Below are 22,657 nucleotides of genomic sequence, written 5' to 3' on the forward strand. Positions count from 1 at the left end.
AAATAAAACAAATTTAATGGGTGTAATCAGAAAGTTTGAAATCAAGAGAATGAATACAGAATTTATTGAAGAACTTATTGATAAAAAATTCCGAGAATGAATTAACAAACCCGGAGTTTTAGATTATTTAATTAAAGTGGCTGAGCAAAATAATGATAAAAAAGATTCCAATAAAAAAGATTATGTTAAGGAAGACTTGCTTATTTTACAAAAAAATATAATTTCAGAAAGAAAATCCTAACTATTTAAACCCCAGTTTATTATTCGAGTGTTTTTTTTATTCTATTTAATTTTGAATTAATGGTTTTATTTTCAGAATAAGTGTTTGCAACCATTAAATCAACTATTGAATCACAATTATTTAAATTTCTTTCATCTATTAATTTGGAAGCTTTCTTTAACATTTGTTAAAAGCTGATTTAGTAATATTGGTTTATATAGTTTTGTATTGGGAAACTATTTTTATTTTTGAATATCTTTATATCGAAAGCACCTACTTAAATTTTAACTAAAGCAACGGCAACTGTTAAGGCTAACTATTTTTGATACATAATTTAATTGGAGTTAATTAAATTACTTTTTGCTGACTTCATATTGTTTAAAATATAATTTCAACTCATTTCATTAAGTAATTTGGAAAGGTTATATATGAAAAAAACAAAGCAAATATCATTAGGGATATTATCGGGAGTTTCAATTATTGCTATGCCACTTGTTGCAATTGTTTCTTGTGGTAAATATGGCGGTAATAAAAACATAAGCAAGGATTTTTTAAGTGGGGTAAAAACACCTAGTAGTAAAAAACCGATGACTAAAACCCCTGCAGCTAAAAAACCTGAGAATACAAAAGTTGTTATTAAAAAACCTAGTAGTAAAAAACCAATGACTAAAAAAGTGGATAACAAAATACCTGTTGTAAGTTTAAAAGAGATTAGTTTGCCAACTGTTCATATATTAGTTGCAAGCGATATAGTAGATGCTAAACCGGTATCTTTTATTGATAAAAATAATCAAACAAAAAAATCTGATGGTTCTGTAGTTCTTTCAGGTGAAGGTAAACTAGCCAATAAGTTAATAAAACAATTGGATGTTCAAAATACAACATATATAATTGAACATAAATATACAAAATGAATTAGTAATGGTTCACGAGAAAAACATATAGAGACTTCAAAGAGTTTAAAAGATCTAAAAAACTTGGGTAATTCAAGTGTGATTACAATTAAATACACAGCAAACCAAGGTTATAAAATAAAAGGGAATGACATCTTAACACTTGATTTAAGTTCAATGCATTTACCTGAAGTAGTTTTTAATAAAACATATAATGCATCAAATGATTTTAATGCATTTATATATGATTTAAAAACAGGTATTAAAAAGAATAACTTTCATTCTGAAATGAATGCTATTAAAGATGACATATTATATTTAGATATGGGCACATATAGTGGTGATATAAAATTTGGAGAGTTTTCTGGTAGTGACATGAAACAATTTATTGGAACAAATGTTTCAAATATTGAAGACTGAGCTTTTGCATACCAAGATAAACTGACAAAAATTGATATTAGGAATGTTGGCAAAATTGGCCAAGGTGCTTTTGGGAAGCACAATTAACAGATTTGAATTTAGAGAATATAAACAGTATTGGATCCAATGCCTTTAAAGATAGTAATTTTAAAAAAATAACTATCTTGAATAATGAACATAAAGTAGTTGATATTCAAAAAAGTTCGCTAGGTAATTTAACTAACAATACCCATATAAAAGTTAATGATGAAACCTTGAAATCATTTGTATCTAATAAAGTATTGACTAATGCCAATTATGGGTTTAAATTCAACACTATTTATGTAAATAAAAAACTTTACCACTATCGGGGAATATAAAGAAGTTGTATAAAATGCCAACTATAAATTTGGAACAACAATGCTAGCTTTTGCTGGCATTTTTTTAATGAGATTTTTATTTATGGGTAGTTTTGTCATCCCTTAGAAACTTTAAGATAAAAACAAAAACCCTTCTTAAATTAGTTTAAAGAACTTAATTTACATTTCTTAATATTAAAATAATTAACATCAATAATCTTGTAATGATTAGCATTAACAATATTTTAAAATATAATTCAACTTAGTATATTTAAACTAAAAAGTATGTTTATTTTTTTCTTATTTTAATCATTTTGATAATTTATACATTATTTTTTTACTTAAATTATTTCCATTAACTGGCATTATTTTACATATATTTATGTTGTTTTTATAGTTATGAATTACTTATAAATATTTATTAAGATGTTGTTATGTGCCATAAACATTGGGTTTGATATCTGATGTAACAATATATTGGTCATTTCTATTCATTTAGATTATTGCTAAGATGTTTTAAATTATTTATTTATATTTATAATAATTAATATAAGTTTTTTCATCCTTTGATTACTATTAAATAAATATAATAATGATATTAAGGTCTACTATAGTAATTGCAGTTTTTTATTTTTTATAATAGTTATGATTTGTATTATATTTTTTGATTGAATCGGTAAAATCATGTATTTATGAAGACGAGGAAATAAGATTCTTTTTTAAATTTGTATCCTTGCAACAGCTTTCATTTTAATTATTGTCAATTTATCTATATCCTCTCTTTTTGTGTTTTTTAATCTTGACACACCTATTCATAATTAAAAAAGCTATTTCTCATTATTAACGAGAATATAATTATTTTTAAATATAAATTTATTTAATGTAAGTAATAAATAAGGCTAAATTATAAAATTTAAGGGTTATCATATTGCATTAACTAAAGAATTTTTGACATTTATTGCAAAATTTGAGTAGATAGATAAAAGTTTTAAGAAAATCGATGATAAATTTGATGAGATATATACTAGGTTAAATAAAATTGAGAAAACAATCTGAAAATGTACAAGAAACTAAAAATTATATAAAAATCAAGCAGCAGTTTCCTAAATAAAACAACATGTAAACACTTTCAAAATATAATAGTTGTGGGCAACTGGTGAACTTATAAAGTCATATTTTTTGTTGGAAAGTTGTTCATGTATTCAAACTTTAACCTAACAAAAATTAAAAGTATTTTTATGTTTAACCAGAGAAATCATCTTTCAGATTAAAATGTTCATATGAATGACATGTTAACAAGAACAACAATATTTCGCGTAATTGCGATAGTTAGCATTATTGTGCATTGAAAGTTTGGGTGGAATGTGAATATGAAATCAACAAAAAAATAATTTGTAGACGAAACATTTATCTTGGTATAAATTGAAGATTTTAGAATCAATACAGACTTATCCCTTTCTGGAATTGCTCAAGTCAAAGGTATGGAACTTGAAAGAATTATTTTAATATATAAATTTATTAAGTGTGAAAAAACTTTGGTACTATTTTAATAATTGGCAAAATTGCTTTTGTATTTCATAAGTATTCATGGGATGTTATATTACTAGTTTTATTTATAAAGAAAAACAAATAAACAAATGTTGAAAATAAAAAATGTCAAATAAGGGTTAACAGTCTAATTTTATATAAATTTAGTTTTTATATTTTTCGCCACTTTGTATATTGTAATTTTATTGCGTAATAGAACCACACCCTCTTTTTAAAGAAAAATATTAATTAAACATCATACAATCAACGGTGGGAATATTTCAGGATATTTCAAGTCTTATTTATTACAACCATCTTATTGGCGCCTTATTTCCATAAATTACAATTGTTGCACCAGCCTTTTTAATAATCCTATTAATTCTAAGATCTATTTTTTCTTGTCTAAATCTACTTTTCAATAAACGGATTTATATCTTCTTCTTTTATGACGAGTTCCCCTTTATTTTCATTTTACATGGGCATAAACTTCATTTAATTCAATTGCCTCTTTGTATTATTGTCTTTTTACTATTTATTACCTTACATTTAAAATTGTAATTACTTTGTCTAGTAAATTAAAAAAACGAGTAATTTAAAAGATTACAAATTTACTATAATTTAAGATATGAAAAAAATTACTTTATATTTTGACGAAACAAATCATAGTAGAAAAATAGGTATTTCAAAAAGTGGGGGTAAATTAACATACAAAAAGGAAGAACGTTGATATAGTTATCTTTTTGTAGGGTTTAAAAATGATGAGATCGCAAGGATGATTTTTAATAAAATTGAAAATAAATATTTTCCAAATAATACAGGAGAAATAAAATCTAAAAGACTTTGTAGATTTCAAAAATTCAATTCAATAAACAAAAATAACCTAGGATTTTATAATGAATTAATTAAGGAGATGGGAAGCGAGATTATTCACTTTCAGTATGGTTCCATTAATAAGGTGTCTATTTTCTTTCAAAAAATTTATAAAAATAAAGAGATTCCGCGTATGTTGGGCGAAATTAAATTTAGGCATTTAATGATTGGTTTGCCAAAATTTATTTCAGGCAACATGGAACTAGAATTTTTTAATGAATTATCCAAGGAAACCACATTAAAGAAACTAAATAAATTAATAATATTTAAAATGGCAGAGAAGTTAGAAATTTTAAATGGAAAAGTAGATTGTATTCAAATGAAAAATGCTTTCCAACAATATATAGCTTGCTTAAAATTTATAAATAATAATATTATTGATTATAAGCTTAATATAGATTTGAAGTTTGATTACATGCCTATGCGTTTTGGCTTAATTAAATATTCACTGGAAACTTCTATCAACCCCATTGTTTTTATCGACCAAGAACATGCTACGGCTTCTGAATTATTAAATAGTTATGACACACGTGAATTAGACTCTAAAAATGAGCCATTAATACGATTTTGCGATCATGTTCTAGGGCTTTTTAGAAGAATTGTAATATTAGTTAATAAAAATCACTTAAAAAATGAAGTGATAAATAATAATTTTCAAGAAATTACAGAATATCCAGATGACATAATAAACTTATCAAAAGGTGTGATTGAACTTTTATCTTCGTTGCGGAACTTATTTATCGATAATTTTTGAACAACCTTTAATGATATATATGGTGATGAGATGTCGATTTTAATCGGGTTTTTAGATGCCGTTAAAAACTTTGGCGGGCAAATGAATAAAATACATATCCGTAATTCAATTGGAGCTTTACTTCAAAAAAACTACTTAAATCTTTAGAATCATTATTTTATTGTGTTATTTAAATTATTTTTTTAACTCCTTTAAAAATATCAACTCCCTTAGGTTACTTTTCTCTTTTAGGATTTTATTTTCATTAATACTTTAAAAATGAAAAGATAAAGTAGACTATTTAAACTCTTGCTTTGGCAGGAGTTTTCCAATTCAATTTACTTTGCACTCTTTTTGTATTATATCATTCAATGTTTTTAGAGATTTGCTCTCCAACTTCTTTAGTTGTCATTGTTCTAGTTTTGATGTGGTTTAAACACCCTGATTTTATATTTGCGAAGAAGCATTAAATCTCTTGATCATCTATCAAACTATCAACTCGCGACATAGAGATTTTAGCACCAACTTTTTTTGTTAGATTAGCAAAGTCAATAGAAGAATATTAGTGACCATGATCAGAATAAATTATTTTTACTTTTAGGTTCATATCTTTAAAATGATTGATAACCAAGTCACCCTCTTTTCTTTTTGATATATTACAACTTTCAATATACTTTATTTTATGATTGATTACAATTGAAAGATATGCATGGTTTGATATTTAACTCTTGATAGGTATATAAGAAACATCGGTAGCAATAACATCCTTGTGATTTTATGCTCTTTTAACCAAATCTTTACATAATTGATTATTATTTTGTTCTCTACGTTTTTTGGGTTGCCTGGTTATACAAATTAGCTTAAGCGCCTTTAAATAGTTGCCAATAGTCCTTTTGTTAACTTTTTTCTTCTGTAATGTTTATTGTTCGCCTTAAAAGACTCTTAACCATCTTTTCAAAAGTGGTTTTCTTTTACTTTTTTATTTTGCAAAACCCCGATTTAGAAATTGATTGACCATCTTTAAATGTTGAGTAGAATTCTCAAAAATTACCAGGATTCATAATTTAATATTTTTTTCATCGATTTGCTTTTAATTGTTTCAATATAAAAAGAGAACTCCTTTCTGAAGTCTTCTTTATCTTTCCACCTTTACCACTATGGTGGAATATAAAGAAATGGTATAAAATACCGATTATAAATTTGGAGAAATAATACTAGCTTTTGTCGGCATTTTTTAGTGCAATTTTTAACCATTAAAACATTGCCAAAATATATCAACATAATTTTAAATATTACTAGTTACTAAAACACCTTCCTTTATCCAAAAAAAGAATATTAACTAGAGTTTGCGTTGTGGAATGGTCGTTGTGGAACGGTATAAAGTGGATATTGATAATGCTTCTTTGGACTTTTATAATTGGATGTAATAAAATTATATTCTAATGATGCAATTAATTATTCTTGAGAAAATGCAATATTCTTAAAAAGGGGTAATAATGCAATTTCTTTTATTACTTTACTTAGAATAATAATATTTTTAATAAAATAAAAGAAGGTTATTGTTGAGTAAAAAATGAAAATTTTATATATTTATTAGAGAATTTAAATATTTAATTAACTGATTTTTATGATTGAGTGGCAATATTTTTATTTTTGATACTTTTGCATATATTTAAATAATAGTTCGAAACTTAACTTCGAAAAGTTGAGTTTTTATTGAATGATATAATTTAAGAAGGGGCATGGTTTTTCAATAAAGTGGATAATAGAAAAACAAAGTTGTTGCTTATTATTTTTATTAAAACTATTTGGATATTGCAAGATACTGATAATAAAAATAGTTTTATATTCAATATATGCCCTTTATCTTATTGTTTTTAATATTTTCAATAGTCTAATAATGAGCCATAATTAAATAATTATTATTCTTATTTTATACTTTTAATCTATTTATAGTTATTTTATGATGAAACAATAATATTTAGTGGCAATTACAGCATTTTTTTATTGCGGTGTGGTATAATTTTAATATGAAAAATTTTTGAAATTATGCAACATATATACGTGAAAACTTTGAAGTTATGGACATTGGCAAAAAAATTGTTATTAAAGCTGGTGGGGAGACAATTGAAATAGAAGAAGAAAGATTCAAAATTTTGAATTTTAAAAACTACGAGCATAGTAGAATTTTTAATTTAAAAATTGAGGAAAATTGATCTGTTTTAATATTATTATTGAAATTATTTGCAAGAGGATATAAAGCAAAAGAAATAACTTTAGAAAAAACTTGAAAGCTTGGTCATGATAAAAAAGGGAGTTTGGATATAATGATTTCAAGGGGAAAAACTCCTTTTCATTTAATAGAAGTTAAGACTTCGCAGGAATTAGAAAAATACACAAATGTAACTAATAATATGAGAAAAAAAGATATTACGAAAGCTAAAATCATGCAATTATTTTCTTATATATGACAAGAACAAAAAGCTGAATATGCTTCATATTATGCTTTTAATCCCATTGGAGAAAAAGATGAATTTTTTACCATTACGGATATAAAGAGGATGACAGATTTATCTGGGTCAGTTATTGAATTATTTGAAAGATGAAACAAATTTTGAGACAAATCATCAGTTATTTTAAATAACGAACCATTCAATTCTTTATTCAAACCTAAGCAAAGTAAAGATTTATTTTCACCAACTGAAGAAGATACTAAAAAAATATTCCATCAATTTTTAACAATTCTTAGGTTATATTCAGTTTCTGATAAATCAAATGCATTCGATAAAATGATAAATCTCTTCATTGCTAAGGTTGTAGATGAAAGAAGGGGAGAACAAAATTTCTTTGTTAAAAATAAAAAGATTTTTGGTAATAGATTCCAATTCTTAATGGGTGTAGATGATGAGGTTTCAACATTGAAAAGATTGAATGATTTATATAAGGAGGGTATGAAACAATTTTTAGGGAAAGAAATTATAGATTATTCAGATGACGAAATACATAATTTATTGGGGTCAAGTAATGAGAAAGTATTAAAGGCTTTTGAAGACTTGAGGCTAAAGAAAAATTCCGCCTTTTCTTTTATCGAAGTATTTGATGATACATCTTTCAATGAGAATGCTCAAATAGTTATTGAAATAATGAAATTATTAGAATCCATTAAGTTTTCTAGTAATTCAAAATCTCAATTCCTCGGAGATTTCTTTGAAGAGTTGCTAAGTACTTCGTGAAAACAAGAAGCCGGTCAATTCTTTACGCCAATGCCTATGGTTAATTTTATTGTAAATTCACTACCCATTAAAGAGAAAATAATTGAAAAAATTAATAAGGGCGACGAGGAAATATTGCCACTTGCAATTGATTATGCTTGTGGTTCTGGTCATTTTATAATTTCATATATGCATAAAGTCCAAGAAATTATTTCCGAATTATCTTTAGAGGATTTAGGTTCCAGATATAATAAAAAAATTAATGCTTGAATTGTAGATCCCTTTTCATGAGCTAAGGATATAATATTTGCAATTGAAAAAGACTATAGACTTGTTAAAACTACCAAGATTGCGACTTTCTTGAATGGAGATGGAGCTGCAAACATAATACACGGGGATGGAATAAATAAATTTAATTCAGAAGAATATAGTGGCACAAAATTATATAATTCAAAAAAGGAAAATCCTATTTTTGATTTTGTAATTGCAAACCCTCCATATGCAGTTAAAGGTTTTGAGGCAAATTTAATAAAGAAAAAAATTACACGCGATCACTTTAGCTTATTGAATGATGCAAAATCCGGTATGATTGAAATTCTTTTCATCGAAAGGACGCTTCAATTACTCAAAGAAGATGGCATTGGTGCAATAGTGTTGCCAAGATCAATATTATCAACTGATAAGTACGAATCTACTAGGGATTTTATTTTTAAAAATTTCAAAATTATATCTATTTTTGAGTCTGGGGAGGCCTCTTTTGGAGGTACTACAACATCTCCAATTATTTTATTTTTGAAGAAGAAACAAATTGAAAATTTAAATTATGATATTCGTATAATTTCATCTCCCAAATTTAGATTTGGTACTAACAATCAAGAAAAAGAATGGCTGGGTTATAAATTTTCTTCAAACAAACATAAGTTAGGTATAACGGTATCGGGCAACAATTTATCCGAAAATATTCCGAAAATATTGAAAAAGTTTATAGTGGGTGATTTTGAGGACAAAGCGGAAATTTATAATAATAATTTAGGCATTTTAGATAGGAAAATGAGGGATATTATTATTCCTAATGGGAAAACGAATAATTCTATATACTTACACCATAAAAAAATGATGGCCTACCATTATCTAGTTTTGTAAACAAATTTAAACCAAAGGATGAAATTAATTCTGATTGTTCTTATATTGAAATTTCTAATTTAAGTGCAGATGGTAAAATTCGTGGTAAATTTAAAAAGATAAAAACATCATTCACAATAAAAAAAGGTGACATTATTTTTCCGATGCTTACTGGTAATCCGAAAAAATTTAAAATTGGAATTGCGGAAAAAGATTACTTCTGTTCCTCTGCTATTGCTGTATTGAGAATCAATGATCAAAAAACAAGACAAAATATTTTTAATTATTTTAAAAATAATGAAAATGGCGTACTGGAACAATTATTTTTCCTTTCTGATGGATTTAAAGCTACTTATTTAAAAATCTCTTCAGAGAATTTATTGAATAATATCAAAATAAAAATATAAAGTAAAATTTAAGTGTCGCACTTAGAGTTCAGATTTAAGTGGGGTGCTTTTTATATGCAATTATTCAAAATAAGCAAATGGAAAGTCCCTACAAAACTAAACGAAGAAACCATACAACTCATGTAACTAAAAACAGATACCATCAAATTAATTTTTAAGAAAGAGTAAAAATAGAACACCTTTTAAATAAATGTTTGGAAAGCATTTCAAAGATAACTAAGATGCTTAAAAGAGCAAAAATTATATTTAAGCGAGAAGTAGAAAGAAACTTATTAAAGGGCAAATATATAACTCAAAAAGCTAATGATATTTATTCAAAACGTTTTATTACTAAACACAAACTACCCATTGAAAATTACCTAGAGTTTTCAAAGTTGTTTCTAAAGTATTTTGATAAAAAATGATGCAGTATAGAAATTACTTGAACCAGAATAAAGATTGAAAAAACCGATATTTCTACACCTCCATTAAAATAGAGGTTCAATTTAATCGATTCAAAAAAATGAGTTATTGAAAGAAGAGAAAGACTGAGGAGGGAATATAGAAAGGATGGTAAAAGATCTGGTGGATATTTCTCTAAGTTCAATGCTAAATATATCTTACCAATTTGAATTAGAAAAAAATCAATAAGATCCAGAACAGATTTTGATCATTAAGAAATAGATTTAGTAATAGGTAAAAAATCTTATGCCAGAGAAATTTATTAACTCTAACTGAATGTAAAAAAGAATAGTAATTATAACTCCAATGAAATCCGAAAGCCCTCATGTTTTAAACTCAACTTTATATAAAGTGATGAATAAATATCATCTACTAAAAAAATCAATAACTTCCGATAGTAGTTTGGACTTGAAAACTCTTGGTTTATTCTCTTGCCAAATTGGAATAGACATTTATAAGTATAATCCATATTCATCTCATGAAGGAGTTTAGAATGAAAATGCGAATAGACTTATAAGAAGAAAATAGATTTTAATACAGTTTATGAAGAAGATGTTGAAATATTAATGGGTAGCATAAATAATATACCAAGAAAGATCTTCGATTTTAGTTCAACCATTACACAATACACATAAGAGCTTTCAATGTTTGATGTTAATACAAGAATGAAAAAGATATTTCAAAAAGGTTGAGAAGACTCCTAAAAGGAATAGATATTTATAATTGTAAAAGTATTGTACCTTAAATTACAATAAAGAAGTAATAACTTTTATAGTTATTACTTTATAAGTTTATTTAAAGTTAAGACATAAGTTTTACTAATAATTTTGCATAAAACAACAAGGGGTATTTTATAATTTCCATAATAGTATATGCAGCAAGAACTATTTGCTCTCTTGAAGATAAAATATTGCTCTTTAAGTAAGTTTAGGAATAATTAAAATTACTTATCACTTAAATTGGAGATATTAATACTTTGATACACCTTACCATCAATACCAACGATTCCAAAGTTCTTTATTCAAGAACTTTTAAGATCTAACAATGATGTTTGAATTTTAACTGGATTATCTCTGCCAATATATTTAATAACACCAATAGATATATCAATAACAATTCTACCATCACTCATTTTTTTAATATTTTTACTTATTTGAAATTCATTATTGAACCCAATGCTTGTACCAAACATCAAACTCTCTTCTGCTTCTGATCCACTTACTATAAAACGAAAAGTTGGAAATATAATATTTCTATTAGACTTAATAAAAAATATCTCATCCTCAACTTTCCAATATATTGGCAAACTTGGATGTTGATAATTTATAGTTTTATTATCTACAAAATTAATAATTTTTTGAGTTGTTTCATATGGACTTTCTTGAAAAGATTCAACTCTCAATTGCGAATCAATTGCCCAATTTAAAAAAATTCCGGGTGTTAAATATACAGGTATTAATTTAAAATCCTCATCATGAACATCCCTATTCATAGCAATTGCAAACTCTCTTTTAACTGCTTTTGATTGTTCAGAATCAAAAGATGGGAAAAAAAGAAAAATCTTGCAATTGTCAATACCATTATTTATCTCCTCTCATATATTTCCGGGGTGTGAACATCTATTATATTTATAAACACTCTTTTTAAAAGTATTTTTTAATATTGAATAAATGCCTTCTACATACATTTCATCTTGTGTTGAATAACTAATAAAATAATCATATTTCATAACTTGCTCCCTTCCTTATTATTTATATATGATACTTCATTTAATATTAAATAATTATAAATTTATATATTAAAAAATCTTTGTGTAGAACCAATATCTAATAGGACATTGGGATATAGAGTGGAGACTTTAATTCAATTTTAAAAAATAAAATTACTTTTAATTATAAAAAATAGAGGATTTTTAATTTTAAGTAGTTATTGTTTTTATATTTATTTTTAATCATGAAAAGGATCCATGGATCCTTGTATTTTTTAATCTTATATGATCTAATTTTAAAATAAAAATAGAAAAGAGAATAAATGAAGAAATTTAAAGAAGACAAATATGAACTTTTATCAAAAACTATGAATGACGATGTCATTAATTATTTTCTAAAGGAACTAAACAAGATAAGGAAGCAAATAAATATAAAGATGACCTTTGGAGAGGCTTTTGAAATATTTTCAGCATCCTCAATTAGTGGCAAGAATTATAAGAAAGCATCTAAAGAAAACACACTTATTGGGAAGAAGGGTGATGGTGGAATTGATGCTTATTTTTTTAATTCAGAAGAAAAAAAGTTAACTTTAATTCAAACTAAATTTGAAGATTATGATGAGAAATTTATTTTAAAAATGATGGAAACATATGAAACATATATAAAGTTATTCAATGTTGAATTGCCTCATAATTATAGAGATATAAAACGCATAAGAAAAGAATTTATGAATGAGGATATAGAACAAGTGGAATATATTTTCATTGGGACTAGCGAGTGATCAAAGCAAAAGCTATCTTCAAGATTTCCTGGAAAAAATGTTTGTGTTTTTACTATTTCTGAGTTTTTAACAGCAACAACAACGGACGATTTTAGAGAAAATTATATTTCACAATTTAAATTAATGTTGCATCAAAAAATGGATGTTATAGGTGGTGGATCTTCTAAATCAGATTCTTGATTTATTTATGTTAATGGGCATAACCTTATTAAACAGTTTAGTAGTTTAAATTCTTTTGCTTTTGACTCAATGTTTGAAGAAAATATTAGGAATAAAGTTGTAAAAACTAAATTTTATAATGAGTTTAAGGACACTATTTTAAAAGCACCTGATAATTTTCATTTATACAATAATGGTTTGACTATTGTTGCAAAAAATGTTGAACCATTGAAAGGTTTTTTAAAATTGCACCATCCACAAATAATTAATGGTCAACAAACGGTGAGAACACTTATGAAGCTATTTCAGCAAGGGGTTGACCTGACTGAAATTGATGTACCGATAAAAGTTATTAAAACTAGCGATAAAGAAGTCATTAAAAAAATAGCTAGATATTCTAATAATCAAACAGCGGTTAAAGAAGCTGAATTGAATTTTATTGATGAAAAATACAAGAAACTCTCAAAACTTGCGAATAAAAATGGTTATCACTTAATTGGTAAAAGAGGAACTACTTCAAAAGGGGATATTTTAAAAATATCAACTACAAACGGTAACTTGCCACTAAATGAATTAGTTCGTTCGCACGCAGCTTATAAATTCCCAAAAGAATATTTAGGGAAATCTAAGAGTAGTATACCAACAGTTGTTAAGGAATATTTTGGAGAAAAGAATTATATTCAACAACTTTTGAAAGAAAAGACTTTTGAGGGTGTTATCAAAACTGTACAGAATTATAAAAAATATTATGATCTTAAATTTATGGAACAAAAACAAAAATCAATATTGGAGGGCAATAAGGCTAAAGATGCTAACAAAGTAGCTATTGAAAAGAATAAACATCTAAAATTCGGGATAAGCGTGTTTTATAATTTGCAACATAGAAATAAAGATGAAGATTTTATTGATAAATGTATATATAAAATTACCGAGAATAATGGCGGAACAATTAATGTTTTTAAAAATAACTCAAGTATAGTTGAGGCTTTAAAAATTGAAAAAGATCGCCTAGAAAAAAATAACTAAAGACACAAAAATGATTGTGTTTTATTATGTCCTTTAAAACCAACCATAGTTGGTATATAATAGAACCATGGTTCCTTTTATTAAATGAGCTGGTGGTAAAAGACAACTACTTCCAGAACTAAGAAAACTTATGCCAAAACGCGAAGATATTGGTACTTATTACGAACCCTTTATAGGAGGGGGAGCTTTATTGTTTGATTTTCAACCTAATAAAGCAGTTATTAATGATATGAATAAAGAGTTAATACATGCTTATAGAATGTTAGATAATCATGATAAATATTTTAGATTATTAGAACTATTAATATTAATGGAAACAGCGCATGATGAAGCCTTCTTTAAAAATGTAAGAAGAATGGATAAAATAACTGAAGAAACAGGAAGAGGAATGATCTTTAATGATTTTTCAGAACAACTAAGAGCTGCAAGGTTCATATATCTTAATAAAGCCGGATTTAACGGCATATACAGAGTAAATTCATCTGGTTACTACAATGTTCCCTCTGGTAAGAAGAAAAAGGTTAAAACATATGAATATCCTAATATAGAAGAGATTTCTAATTACTTAAGTAGAAAAGAAAATAAGAAGAGGATGGTAAAAATCAGAAATACCGATTTTGTTAAAGCTGTACATGGTATCAAGCCTGGTGATTTTGTATACTTCGATCCTCCTTATGATTATGAAGAAGGTATTAATGGATTTGATGCTTACCAAAAAGGTGGTTTTGGACGCAAGGGTCAAATTAGATTAGCTAACCTTTGTAGAAAACTTGATAAAATGGGTGTTAAATTTATGCTTTCAAATCACAACACTAAATTTATTCAAGAACTCTTTGAAGGATTTGATATAAAAATAGTCAAAGCTAGAAGAAGTATTAATTCAAATGGTAAAGGTAGAGGAGAAGTTGAGGAAGTTATTGTGAGGAATTATGTTTAATAAGGATTCTTTTGAAGTAATTAAAGGTAATTTAATTAAAACTAATAGAAATTGAAAGTATTTTACCAACCATGAAAAAGTAATGAGAGAATTCGAACGCTTTGAACAATTGGTTGTTGGAATAGGTAAAGTTAACAAAGCTGATTTTATCAAGAAGTTTATAGAAATTACATCTTCAAATAGAGAACTTATAGAAATCACACCATTGTTATCGGCTGTTAGAACAACAAAATTATTGGTATTGGATGATTCGCAGGAAGAAAAAATTTTTGATTTCAAATCTATGAATCCACAAGAATGTATAAGTTTCTTGGAAGAAATAGGTTTTTTTAACTTATTCAACAATGGGCCGATAGATCTCCCTTCATATTATCTTGGAGTTGAAGTTGGTTTAGATTCAAATGGTAGAAAGAATCGTGGCGGAAAGTTAATGGAAAATTTTGTTTGTGATAAATTAAAGGAAAGTAAATGGAATGCTGGAGAGCAATGAATGTCTCAAGTAAAATCTCGAAAAATTTCAGAACTATTTAATGTTGATTTTCAAGTTAATATAATTAAAAATAAACAATTTGATTTTGTAATTGTTTCAGAAAGCGACATCTACGTTATTGAAACTAATTTCTTCAATAGTGGGGGTTCAAAAATAAACTCTATGCTTGGTAGATTTAAGGAAATAGGCGCAAAATGCTCTCGAGACTATTTTTCTTCTACTCACAATATCCACTTTATTTGAATAACAGATGGCGAAAAGTTAACAGATGATTTGGGTGGTTTCGAGGAAGCTTATAATAATATTGAAATAATAATGAATATAGAAAATTTAGAGAATGGTTCTCTAAATGAATTGGATTAGCTATTTGTTGGCATAATATGTTTTAAAACAATGGATGTAATATCTGTTGCTTTTTCTTGCCAATGTGGGTAAATATTAATAGCTAGATTTATACCAGTGAACACCTTATGTATTGTGGGGTGTGTTTTCTTTTTTTCTGTTTCTCCCGGTCTTTTTCTTCCATTTTTAATATAATCATAATATTTAGAGTTTGGTCAATCCATTTGGTAGACAAAATCTTCTATAGTTAACCCCAACAAACCTCTAATTTCTTCAAGCATTTTTGCTTCATCAATTGTTGTTATCTCATTATTTTTATTCATGTTTTAATTATCACAACCATAGTTCTTATTTGCAACCAACCATAGTTGGTAAGAAAAAAATGTTGCGTCGTGATAATCTTCTTCTTAGCACAACAGTAAATTTATTTCATCTCTTTTATTCTTTTTAAAATTGCCTTTTCTATATCTATATTGTTTTCATAAGCTAATAAATATAGGTATGAAGCTACATTTGATATTTGGTTTTCAAGATCATATTTATTGGGTTTTTCTTCTCATGAAAACAGTTCCAATATTTCTTCTGATTCCAATGAAAGAGCATATGCTAAGCTTATACCTGAAGGATAATCTTCTCAGTCTCTTTCATTTCTAAACTTAACAATTTCTTCTATTAATTTTTTACTCATATAATAATTATAAAATAGTTTAAATGTTTTTTAATATAGAGAGGAAAATATCACACTAACATAGCCTTTAAACATATGCTTATGTCTAAACATTCAATAATATAAAATACAGCAGATTTCAACTTTACAAAAATAAAAAATAGGAATTCTTTTTAGGTTTACTTTGTATTTTGGTATTATATTTATTTATGAATAAATATAATTCCTAAATACCATAACCAAAGAAGGAATGAATAAAAGGTTTTTGAAAAAATATTTATTTATAAATAAATATAGGTTAGTGCATAATTTAAATATGATTTCAGAAATAATAGACAACAAACTAAAAAAACTTACTGGGCTTTATACTTATGCTGATTTATTAAGAGAATTAAAAGATACTTTCATTCCATATACAAAAATGGAAGCTATGAACTTCCTTCGTCAATCGGTGTATAGATTAAAGAAAGAAGGGATAATTTTTAAAGAAGATCAGAAAACTTTTAATTTTAATTCTGGGAAAGTTTACAAACCCAAAGAAAAAGAATCTTTGAATCTATTGATGGATGAAAATCTAACGTCTTGAGATATCTCCACTTTACTTAATGAGTATGGAGTTATAACTCAAGTTCCAGCATATAAAACCATTGTTGTTCAAAAGAGATTTGCACCAGTTAGAAATGATGTTCTTGGAGCTAAATATAAATACACTAATTTTGAATTTGATAAAAGCCAAAAAATATATTTTGAATTAGCTAAAATATTTGAAGAATTATCCAATGGTGAAAATGAATACAAAACCTTCTACAAGATATTATTAAATAAAAGTGATGTTAAAAAGAGTGTTACATCCTTTAAGAAATATTTAAATCCAAAATATATAAAAAGGTATACTAAGTTTTCTGAATGAGTTAAAAGGCAAAGCAATAGGGAATGATAAATAAGAAAATCTTCAAAAAGTATAATTAACTTATAAAAGTCTTATCAATAATCATTATGTCCAAACACCTTGTTTTAATTTCAAAAAGATTCAGCATAACCTAATTCAACATTAGTTTTTTATTAAAAGCAATATTGCTTAAAATAATTCTATTCATTACATAATTTATCAAAATAAAAAACTAACTATTTAAAAGTTAGTTAATATAAGCGCATCCCTTATTTTTCTCAAGGAGATTTTCCACCAAACATTACTTGGTAAACCCTTGGAGTAAGAGAATCTTTAAAATCTTCTTGCCATTCAAGTAACAATAAAGGATTTTTTAACAATGCTTTACCAATTGCTGCTAAATCAACCTTTGAAACAACTTCATTTAAATCATCATTGCTATTAATTTCACCTACACCAATAATGGGTGTTCCTGGGAATGCCTTTTTAAATTCTAATGCAAAAGGCAATTGGAATAATGGCCCATATTTAATATCTACCTCATCTACAACTCCACCAGTAGAAACGTGAATATATTCAATAAGATATTCAATTTCTTTAAGACCATTAACAAAGTCGCTAATTTTCGAATTAGGCTTATTGATTGCCCATTCAGTTGCAGAAACCCTTATTCCCAAAGGAATCCTTACTCCTGCGTTTTTAATTGAATTAAATATTTCTTTAATAATTAAAAAACGATCTTCACCATATTCATCTTTTCTAACATTAACTGTTGGTGATACAAAAGAATTTAATAAATATCCATGTGCTGCATGTATTTCAATTCCATCATAACCTGCTCTTTCTGCTCTTTTTGCTGCATTGACAAAATCTTTAACAACTTCTTGTATATGCTCTTGGCTCATTTCCAATGCTGTTTCATATCTATCTGATACTTTAATTTCAGAAGAAGATCATGTCTCACCTTTAATTTCATTTCTAGGCCCAGCATGTGAAAGTTGAATGAATATTTTAGCGCCAGTGTCATGCACCGCTTCAACTAAAGGAATATATAGTTTTGATTGTTCATCATTGAATATTCCTAAAGATTTATCATTTATCCTTCCTCCTTTTTCAGATACACCTGTTGATTCTTGGATAATTAAACCCACATTTCCCCAACCTCTAGAACTATAATGTTGAATATGGAAAGAGTTTGGCTCTCCATTTTTTGATTCATATGTAGACATTGGTGCCATTACAACTTTATTTTTTAATTCTAAAGTTTTAAGAAATGTTTTTTTATTTCACTTATTCATATTGAAACTCCTTTTTTAAATGATATCATATAATTAAATGGTTATATGAAAAGAAAAAATAATTAACTTTCAAACCTACCAAAAGTAGTTTCAAAATATTTTATTGTTGCGGTAATTTAAGCAAGTTGTTAATAAAAAGACAAACCAAGTTTTCTTTTCTTTTTCTTTAAAAGAGCGAAAAGCACTTGTTTTAATATTAAAAAAGCACTTTATTTTAAAATAGTATATTTCAAAAAGGCAATGTTAGTTTATAATTGGTTCACTATGAATAAAAAAATAAAAATGAAATTAATAAGTATGGGAATAATTAGTGCTGTTGCACTTCCTATTTTCATAACAGCTTCTTGTGGAGCTTCCGCAAATGAAACAAAAGAAACACCTAAAAAAGACACAACACCAAAGGATGAAACAACACCAGGTAAAGACACAACACCAGGTAAAGACACAACACCAGGTAAAGACACAACACCTGGAAAAGATACTACGCCAGGAAAAGACACAAATCCCGGTAAGGACACAACACCCGGAGGTGGAACAACTGATAAAGATCCAGATTCTAAAACACCAAGTGAAAAACCAAAAGTTGATACAACAGAGCACAAGAAATACTCTATTCCAATAACTCCTGATGCTAAACTTTTAGACGCAAGAGAACAAAGAGGTCGTTCACACGTAAATTATTACCCAGCACATAGATTTGTACATGAGGGTCAAAAATTCACTATTAAATCAAACAGTGATGAAAAATTAGATGTAGTACTTTTCTTTAGAGGAACTTATGCAACTATTAAAAACAATAAAAGAGACTTTAAAAGAATTTCAATAAAACCTCATGAGACAAAAGAAATTACTGCACCTTTTGAAACAGTTATTTATTTTGATGCTGGTGGTAATTCTAAACCAACAAACGTTGAAATAATTTCAAAGGATTTAATGAAAATTCCTTACTATACAATTAACGAAACAACAGATGATCAATTTATTGATTCTCTTAGAAAATCAAAATCACCAATAGCTCAAATAAGTTCTGATTACTACACACTTACATGAGATAGACAAAAGATGGTTGATTTATATGACAAACTTAAAGATAAAAAATTATTCTCAAAAGCTATTAAACGTTGAGATCAAGTGGCTGAAGGTTATAGTTTTAACAGAGGTTTAAATACTAAATATACTGGTGCTGCTAAAAAATACAAAACTAGAATAAGTCTTGAAACAACTGAAGAAAAACTTGGCGTTGCTGCCTTTGCTACTCCAAGATATGTTCAATTTAGATCAGAAAGTGGTGAAGATCTTTTAAGTGGTGAAATTTATGACAAGTGGGGAATCTTGCATGAGATTGGCCACATGTGACAAACATCTTATTTAAGACCTAGTATTTGAGGAGAGACATCTAATAATATGATGATTATACTTTTCCAAAAACACTTATCAAATAATAAATATAATATCTTTACTACTGACCGTAAGATTAAAGTATTAAAAGATATGTCAGATGATATGGACGCTGGAAGACCACCTTCAGGGAAAATTTTCCAAGGGGATAGTGCGATGATGATGATGGAACAACTTGATTCAGCCTTTGGTGAAAGTTTCTTCCCAACACTAAATCAATACTACAGAACACACTTTGATACATATCACTTTAAAGATGGTGAATTATTGAGTGCCTTTGCAAGAATTGCATCAAAAGTAACAAATAGAAACTTAACACCTTTCTTTGAAAAATGAAAAATGCCTGTTGATAAAGCATCGCTTGCTGAAATGACTAAATATCCAGCACTAAAACAAAAAATATGAAGAAACCATTTATTTGGGAATAAAATGGATAATCCTATTGTTGAGCAAATAATGCCTAAGTACAATCCTATATCTATTGATGAAAGCACACTTCCAAAATCTGTTGATTCTATATATGGAGAAACTCAAAACGACATTATTAACCGTATTAAGTCTAGAATTCATATACCTAATAATTACAAATTTGAAGTATTAGTAGATAAAGACAAGAGACAAAAAGACTTGAAAGATTATGTTTCCTTCAATGTCTATGATCCTAATAATAGATTTGCAACTGAAAATAGATTCTTTATTAAATTAAACAAAACAAAACTTCCTGCGGCTTCAACTCTTGGTATTGGAGATTGATGAAAAAGAGGAATGAAAAATAGATTAAGAGTTCATTTTACAAAAAGCTCAAACAAACTATTTTTCGATGGTGATTTAGAACATCCTTTATTTGATAAAGTTAGAAGTGATACAAATGTAACGGGACCAAATCCTAAGATTAAAGTTAAAATCTTAAATGCTGATAATAGTATTGTAAAAGAATTAACTTTTGGTGAAACTAATAAAATTGGAGAAGTCCTTATTGCTAATTCATTAATGAATGGTATTCACTTTACAGAAGGAATGAAAGTTTCTATAGAACATATAGACTATAAACGTTATGTATTACTATTAACTGATGTAAATGCAGGAACACAAATTTGAGATGCAAATGTAACATTCGCAATTAAAAATGGAATATTTGTAAAAGAATAATTCATAAACTGAGATTTAAAACCTGTTGTAAACTTTAATTAAGAGTTTAAGACATCTAAAATGCACCGCTATAATCGTGGTGCATTTATTATATTAATGCCCTTTTTGAAAAATGGGGCTTTTTTTATTAAACGTGAAGATTTACTTTTATATATCTCTAACTACAACCCTAATGTTTTTTTTAAGTTTGTATTTTTGTTATTTTGATTTAAAATTAAAACATGAAAACATTACAAAGAAATAATAGAGCTTTAATTAAGTTCGAAGGAAGACAAGGTGCTTCAACATTTGAAAAGTCAAAAAGATTCCCAGGTGGAACAACAACAAAAACTTATCCACTGGTAATTGGTTCTAATAAATTTATTGGAGCAGGTATTGATTTTGAAACAGGTAAAAAATATAAAGGATTTGAGGAACAATTAATAGGAATGGAAGCTGGACAATCAAAAATAATCCAAGTTGTATTCCCACAAAATTATCATGAAAAATCACTTGCAGGAAAACCAGTATTTTTCAAGGTTGATTTAGTTGACTTTAGCTAATAATCACATTTGTGGTTATTTTTTTATTTAAAAAAAAGAATCTCCTAAGAGACTCAATTAATTATTTATGATTATAGTACTGGAGGGATTGTAACCGACCCTAGTATTTCATATAAATAGTAGAAATCTTCAATAATATCATTAAAGTATCTATTTACTGTTTCATCTATTGTTTTTGCAGCTTTTGCATCAATTATAAATTGATTTTTAACTGAACCATATGAGAAATTAGCTACATTACCTTTTTTAACTAAATCAAAAGATAGTTTCATATTCTTTTGTAGTTTTAATACTTCTTCCATAGCAAGTGGAGTAAACATCATTCTTGCCTTAATTTCATTATTTGACTTGAATTTTGTTTTCTTCATAAAATCTCTATTTTCTAATTCTATTTTATCTATTTGAGTATTAGAGAATCAATTTTTTCTATGCATTGTAAATTCATGATCAGATTCACTTTTATCAAAATGAACACTAGCAAAGCCAGAATCACGATAGTAGTCTTGTCTAGTTCTATTCCCTTTTGAATCTGTTGAATATCTTACTCAGTGGAATAAACCAGATTGGAATGTGATTAAATATTTTGATTTAAATGTTACTTTAAAGTGATTTGAAGCATTTTTAATTACTGCATCATTTGGTATTTTATAAGTATGTCTAATAAGGTTTTTTGAAATTACATTTTCATTTGATACATATTCAAAATCAGGTAATCCGCCTATAGCTGTTTTGTAAATTTTTTCAAGGTCCATTGACTCTCTATAAATTTCATCAACACCTTTATATTTAACGCTTGAATAATAGAACATAATTATCCCAACAATTATTGCTATTAAACCTAAACCTGCTAGTGCTATTAGTGCTGCTCCACCACCTGTGAACATACCGATGATAATCATAATAGTTCCAATGACTATTAAAGCAATTTTTGTAACTTTATATCATGTTTGGGCAACTGATTTAAGTTTTTTATTTACTACATCCTGGCAAGAAGTTACTGCATCAGTAATTTCTTTTCTAAGAGGTTCTTCTATTTTTCTTTTATATTCTTCTCTTGTTAATATTGGTTCTACTTTTTTCATATTTT

At 26.7% G+C, this 22,657-nt stretch carries 17 protein-coding genes; 12 read left to right on the plus strand and 5 right to left on the minus strand.

Annotated features, from left to right (window positions below; all coding sequences use genetic code 4):
- The 6 genes from C4B24_RS04950 to C4B24_RS02095 form a co-directional block, all read left to right on the plus strand.
- A partial coding sequence (locus tag C4B24_RS04950) for a hypothetical protein (RefSeq protein WP_168388320.1) occupies positions 1-241 on the plus strand: 241 nt, incomplete at its 5' end.
- Positions 242-648: 407 nt separating this feature from the next.
- A complete protein-coding gene (locus tag C4B24_RS02075; protein WP_131598877.1) occupies positions 649-1,620 on the plus strand; it encodes a hypothetical protein in 972 nt (323 codons plus the stop codon).
- A 5-nt stretch (positions 1,621-1,625) separates the two neighbouring features.
- A complete protein-coding gene (locus C4B24_RS02080) occupies positions 1,626-1,892 on the plus strand; it encodes a hypothetical protein (protein ID WP_131598879.1) in 267 nt (88 codons plus the stop codon).
- A 2,131-nt stretch (positions 1,893-4,023) separates the two neighbouring features.
- Positions 4,024-5,169, plus strand: a complete 1,146-nt coding sequence (locus tag C4B24_RS02085; protein WP_131598881.1) for a hypothetical protein — start codon at positions 4,024-4,026, stop codon at positions 5,167-5,169.
- A 1,862-nt stretch (positions 5,170-7,031) separates the two neighbouring features.
- Positions 7,032-9,356 (plus strand): HsdM family class I SAM-dependent methyltransferase, encoded by a 2,325-nt coding sequence (locus C4B24_RS02090; RefSeq protein ID WP_131598883.1) that lies wholly within the window; start codon positions 7,032-7,034, stop codon positions 9,354-9,356.
- A gap of 143 nt (positions 9,357-9,499) precedes the next feature.
- The gene (locus tag C4B24_RS02095; protein ID WP_131598885.1) at positions 9,500-9,742 is read left to right on the plus strand and encodes a hypothetical protein; all 243 of its coding nucleotides are present in this window, start codon (positions 9,500-9,502) and stop codon (positions 9,740-9,742) included.
- A 1,384-nt stretch (positions 9,743-11,126) separates the two neighbouring features.
- Here C4B24_RS02095 and C4B24_RS02100 read toward each other — a convergent pair.
- A complete protein-coding gene (locus C4B24_RS02100) occupies positions 11,127-11,912 on the minus strand; it encodes a toll/interleukin-1 receptor domain-containing protein (RefSeq protein WP_131598887.1) in 786 nt (261 codons plus the stop codon).
- Between the two features lie 302 nt (positions 11,913-12,214).
- On the opposite strand from C4B24_RS02100, the gene C4B24_RS02105 reads away from it, so the two are divergent.
- From C4B24_RS02105 to C4B24_RS02115, 3 genes are all read left to right on the plus strand, one after another.
- Positions 12,215-13,858, plus strand: coding sequence for an AIPR family protein (locus tag C4B24_RS02105; RefSeq protein ID WP_131598889.1), 1,644 nt, complete (start codon positions 12,215-12,217; stop codon positions 13,856-13,858).
- Positions 13,859-13,925: 67 nt separating this feature from the next.
- The gene (locus C4B24_RS02110; RefSeq protein WP_131598890.1) at positions 13,926-14,795 is read left to right on the plus strand and encodes a DNA adenine methylase; all 870 of its coding nucleotides are present in this window, start codon (positions 13,926-13,928) and stop codon (positions 14,793-14,795) included.
- Positions 14,788-15,648: a DpnII family type II restriction endonuclease gene (locus C4B24_RS02115; protein WP_168388321.1), complete on the plus strand. Its 861-nt coding sequence runs from the start codon at positions 14,788-14,790 to the stop codon at positions 15,646-15,648. Before C4B24_RS02110 ends, C4B24_RS02115 begins: the two co-directional genes overlap by 8 nt.
- On the opposite strand, the gene C4B24_RS02120 is transcribed toward C4B24_RS02115, so the two are convergent.
- The gene (locus C4B24_RS02120; protein WP_131598894.1) at positions 15,645-15,950 is read right to left on the minus strand and encodes a hypothetical protein; all 306 of its coding nucleotides are present in this window, start codon (positions 15,948-15,950) and stop codon (positions 15,645-15,647) included. The two genes, C4B24_RS02115 and C4B24_RS02120, sit on opposite strands and share 4 nt — an antisense overlap.
- Positions 15,951-16,051: 101 nt before the next feature.
- A complete protein-coding gene (locus tag C4B24_RS02125; protein ID WP_131598896.1) occupies positions 16,052-16,315 on the minus strand; it encodes a nucleoside triphosphate pyrophosphohydrolase family protein in 264 nt (87 codons plus the stop codon).
- Positions 16,316-16,610: 295 nt separating this feature from the next.
- On the opposite strand from C4B24_RS02125, the gene C4B24_RS02130 reads away from it, so the two are divergent.
- Positions 16,611-17,234 (plus strand): hypothetical protein, encoded by a 624-nt coding sequence (locus tag C4B24_RS02130; protein ID WP_131598898.1) that lies wholly within the window; start codon positions 16,611-16,613, stop codon positions 17,232-17,234.
- A gap of 218 nt (positions 17,235-17,452) precedes the next feature.
- Here the strand turns inward: C4B24_RS02130 and C4B24_RS02135 are convergent, their stop codons facing one another.
- Entirely contained in the window at positions 17,453-18,481 is a 1,029-nt protein-coding gene (locus tag C4B24_RS02135) for an oxidoreductase (protein WP_131598900.1), read from the minus strand.
- A 264-nt stretch (positions 18,482-18,745) separates the two neighbouring features.
- On the opposite strand from C4B24_RS02135, the gene C4B24_RS02140 reads away from it, so the two are divergent.
- A complete protein-coding gene (locus tag C4B24_RS02140) occupies positions 18,746-21,028 on the plus strand; it encodes a M60 family metallopeptidase (protein WP_131598902.1) in 2,283 nt (760 codons plus the stop codon).
- A 221-nt stretch (positions 21,029-21,249) separates the two neighbouring features.
- A complete protein-coding gene (locus C4B24_RS02145; protein WP_131598904.1) occupies positions 21,250-21,570 on the plus strand; it encodes an FKBP-type peptidyl-prolyl cis-trans isomerase in 321 nt (106 codons plus the stop codon).
- 71 nt (positions 21,571-21,641) lie between these two features.
- On the opposite strand, the gene C4B24_RS02150 is transcribed toward C4B24_RS02145, so the two are convergent.
- The gene (locus C4B24_RS02150; RefSeq protein ID WP_131598906.1) at positions 21,642-22,652 is read right to left on the minus strand and encodes a DUF3137 domain-containing protein; all 1,011 of its coding nucleotides are present in this window, start codon (positions 22,650-22,652) and stop codon (positions 21,642-21,644) included.
- Positions 22,653-22,657 lie beyond the last annotated feature (5 nt).

This window comes from Mycoplasma marinum (assembly GCF_004335975.1).
Classification (GTDB): domain Bacteria; phylum Bacillota_I; class Bacilli_A; order Mycoplasmatales; family Metamycoplasmataceae; genus Mycoplasma_K; species Mycoplasma_K marinum.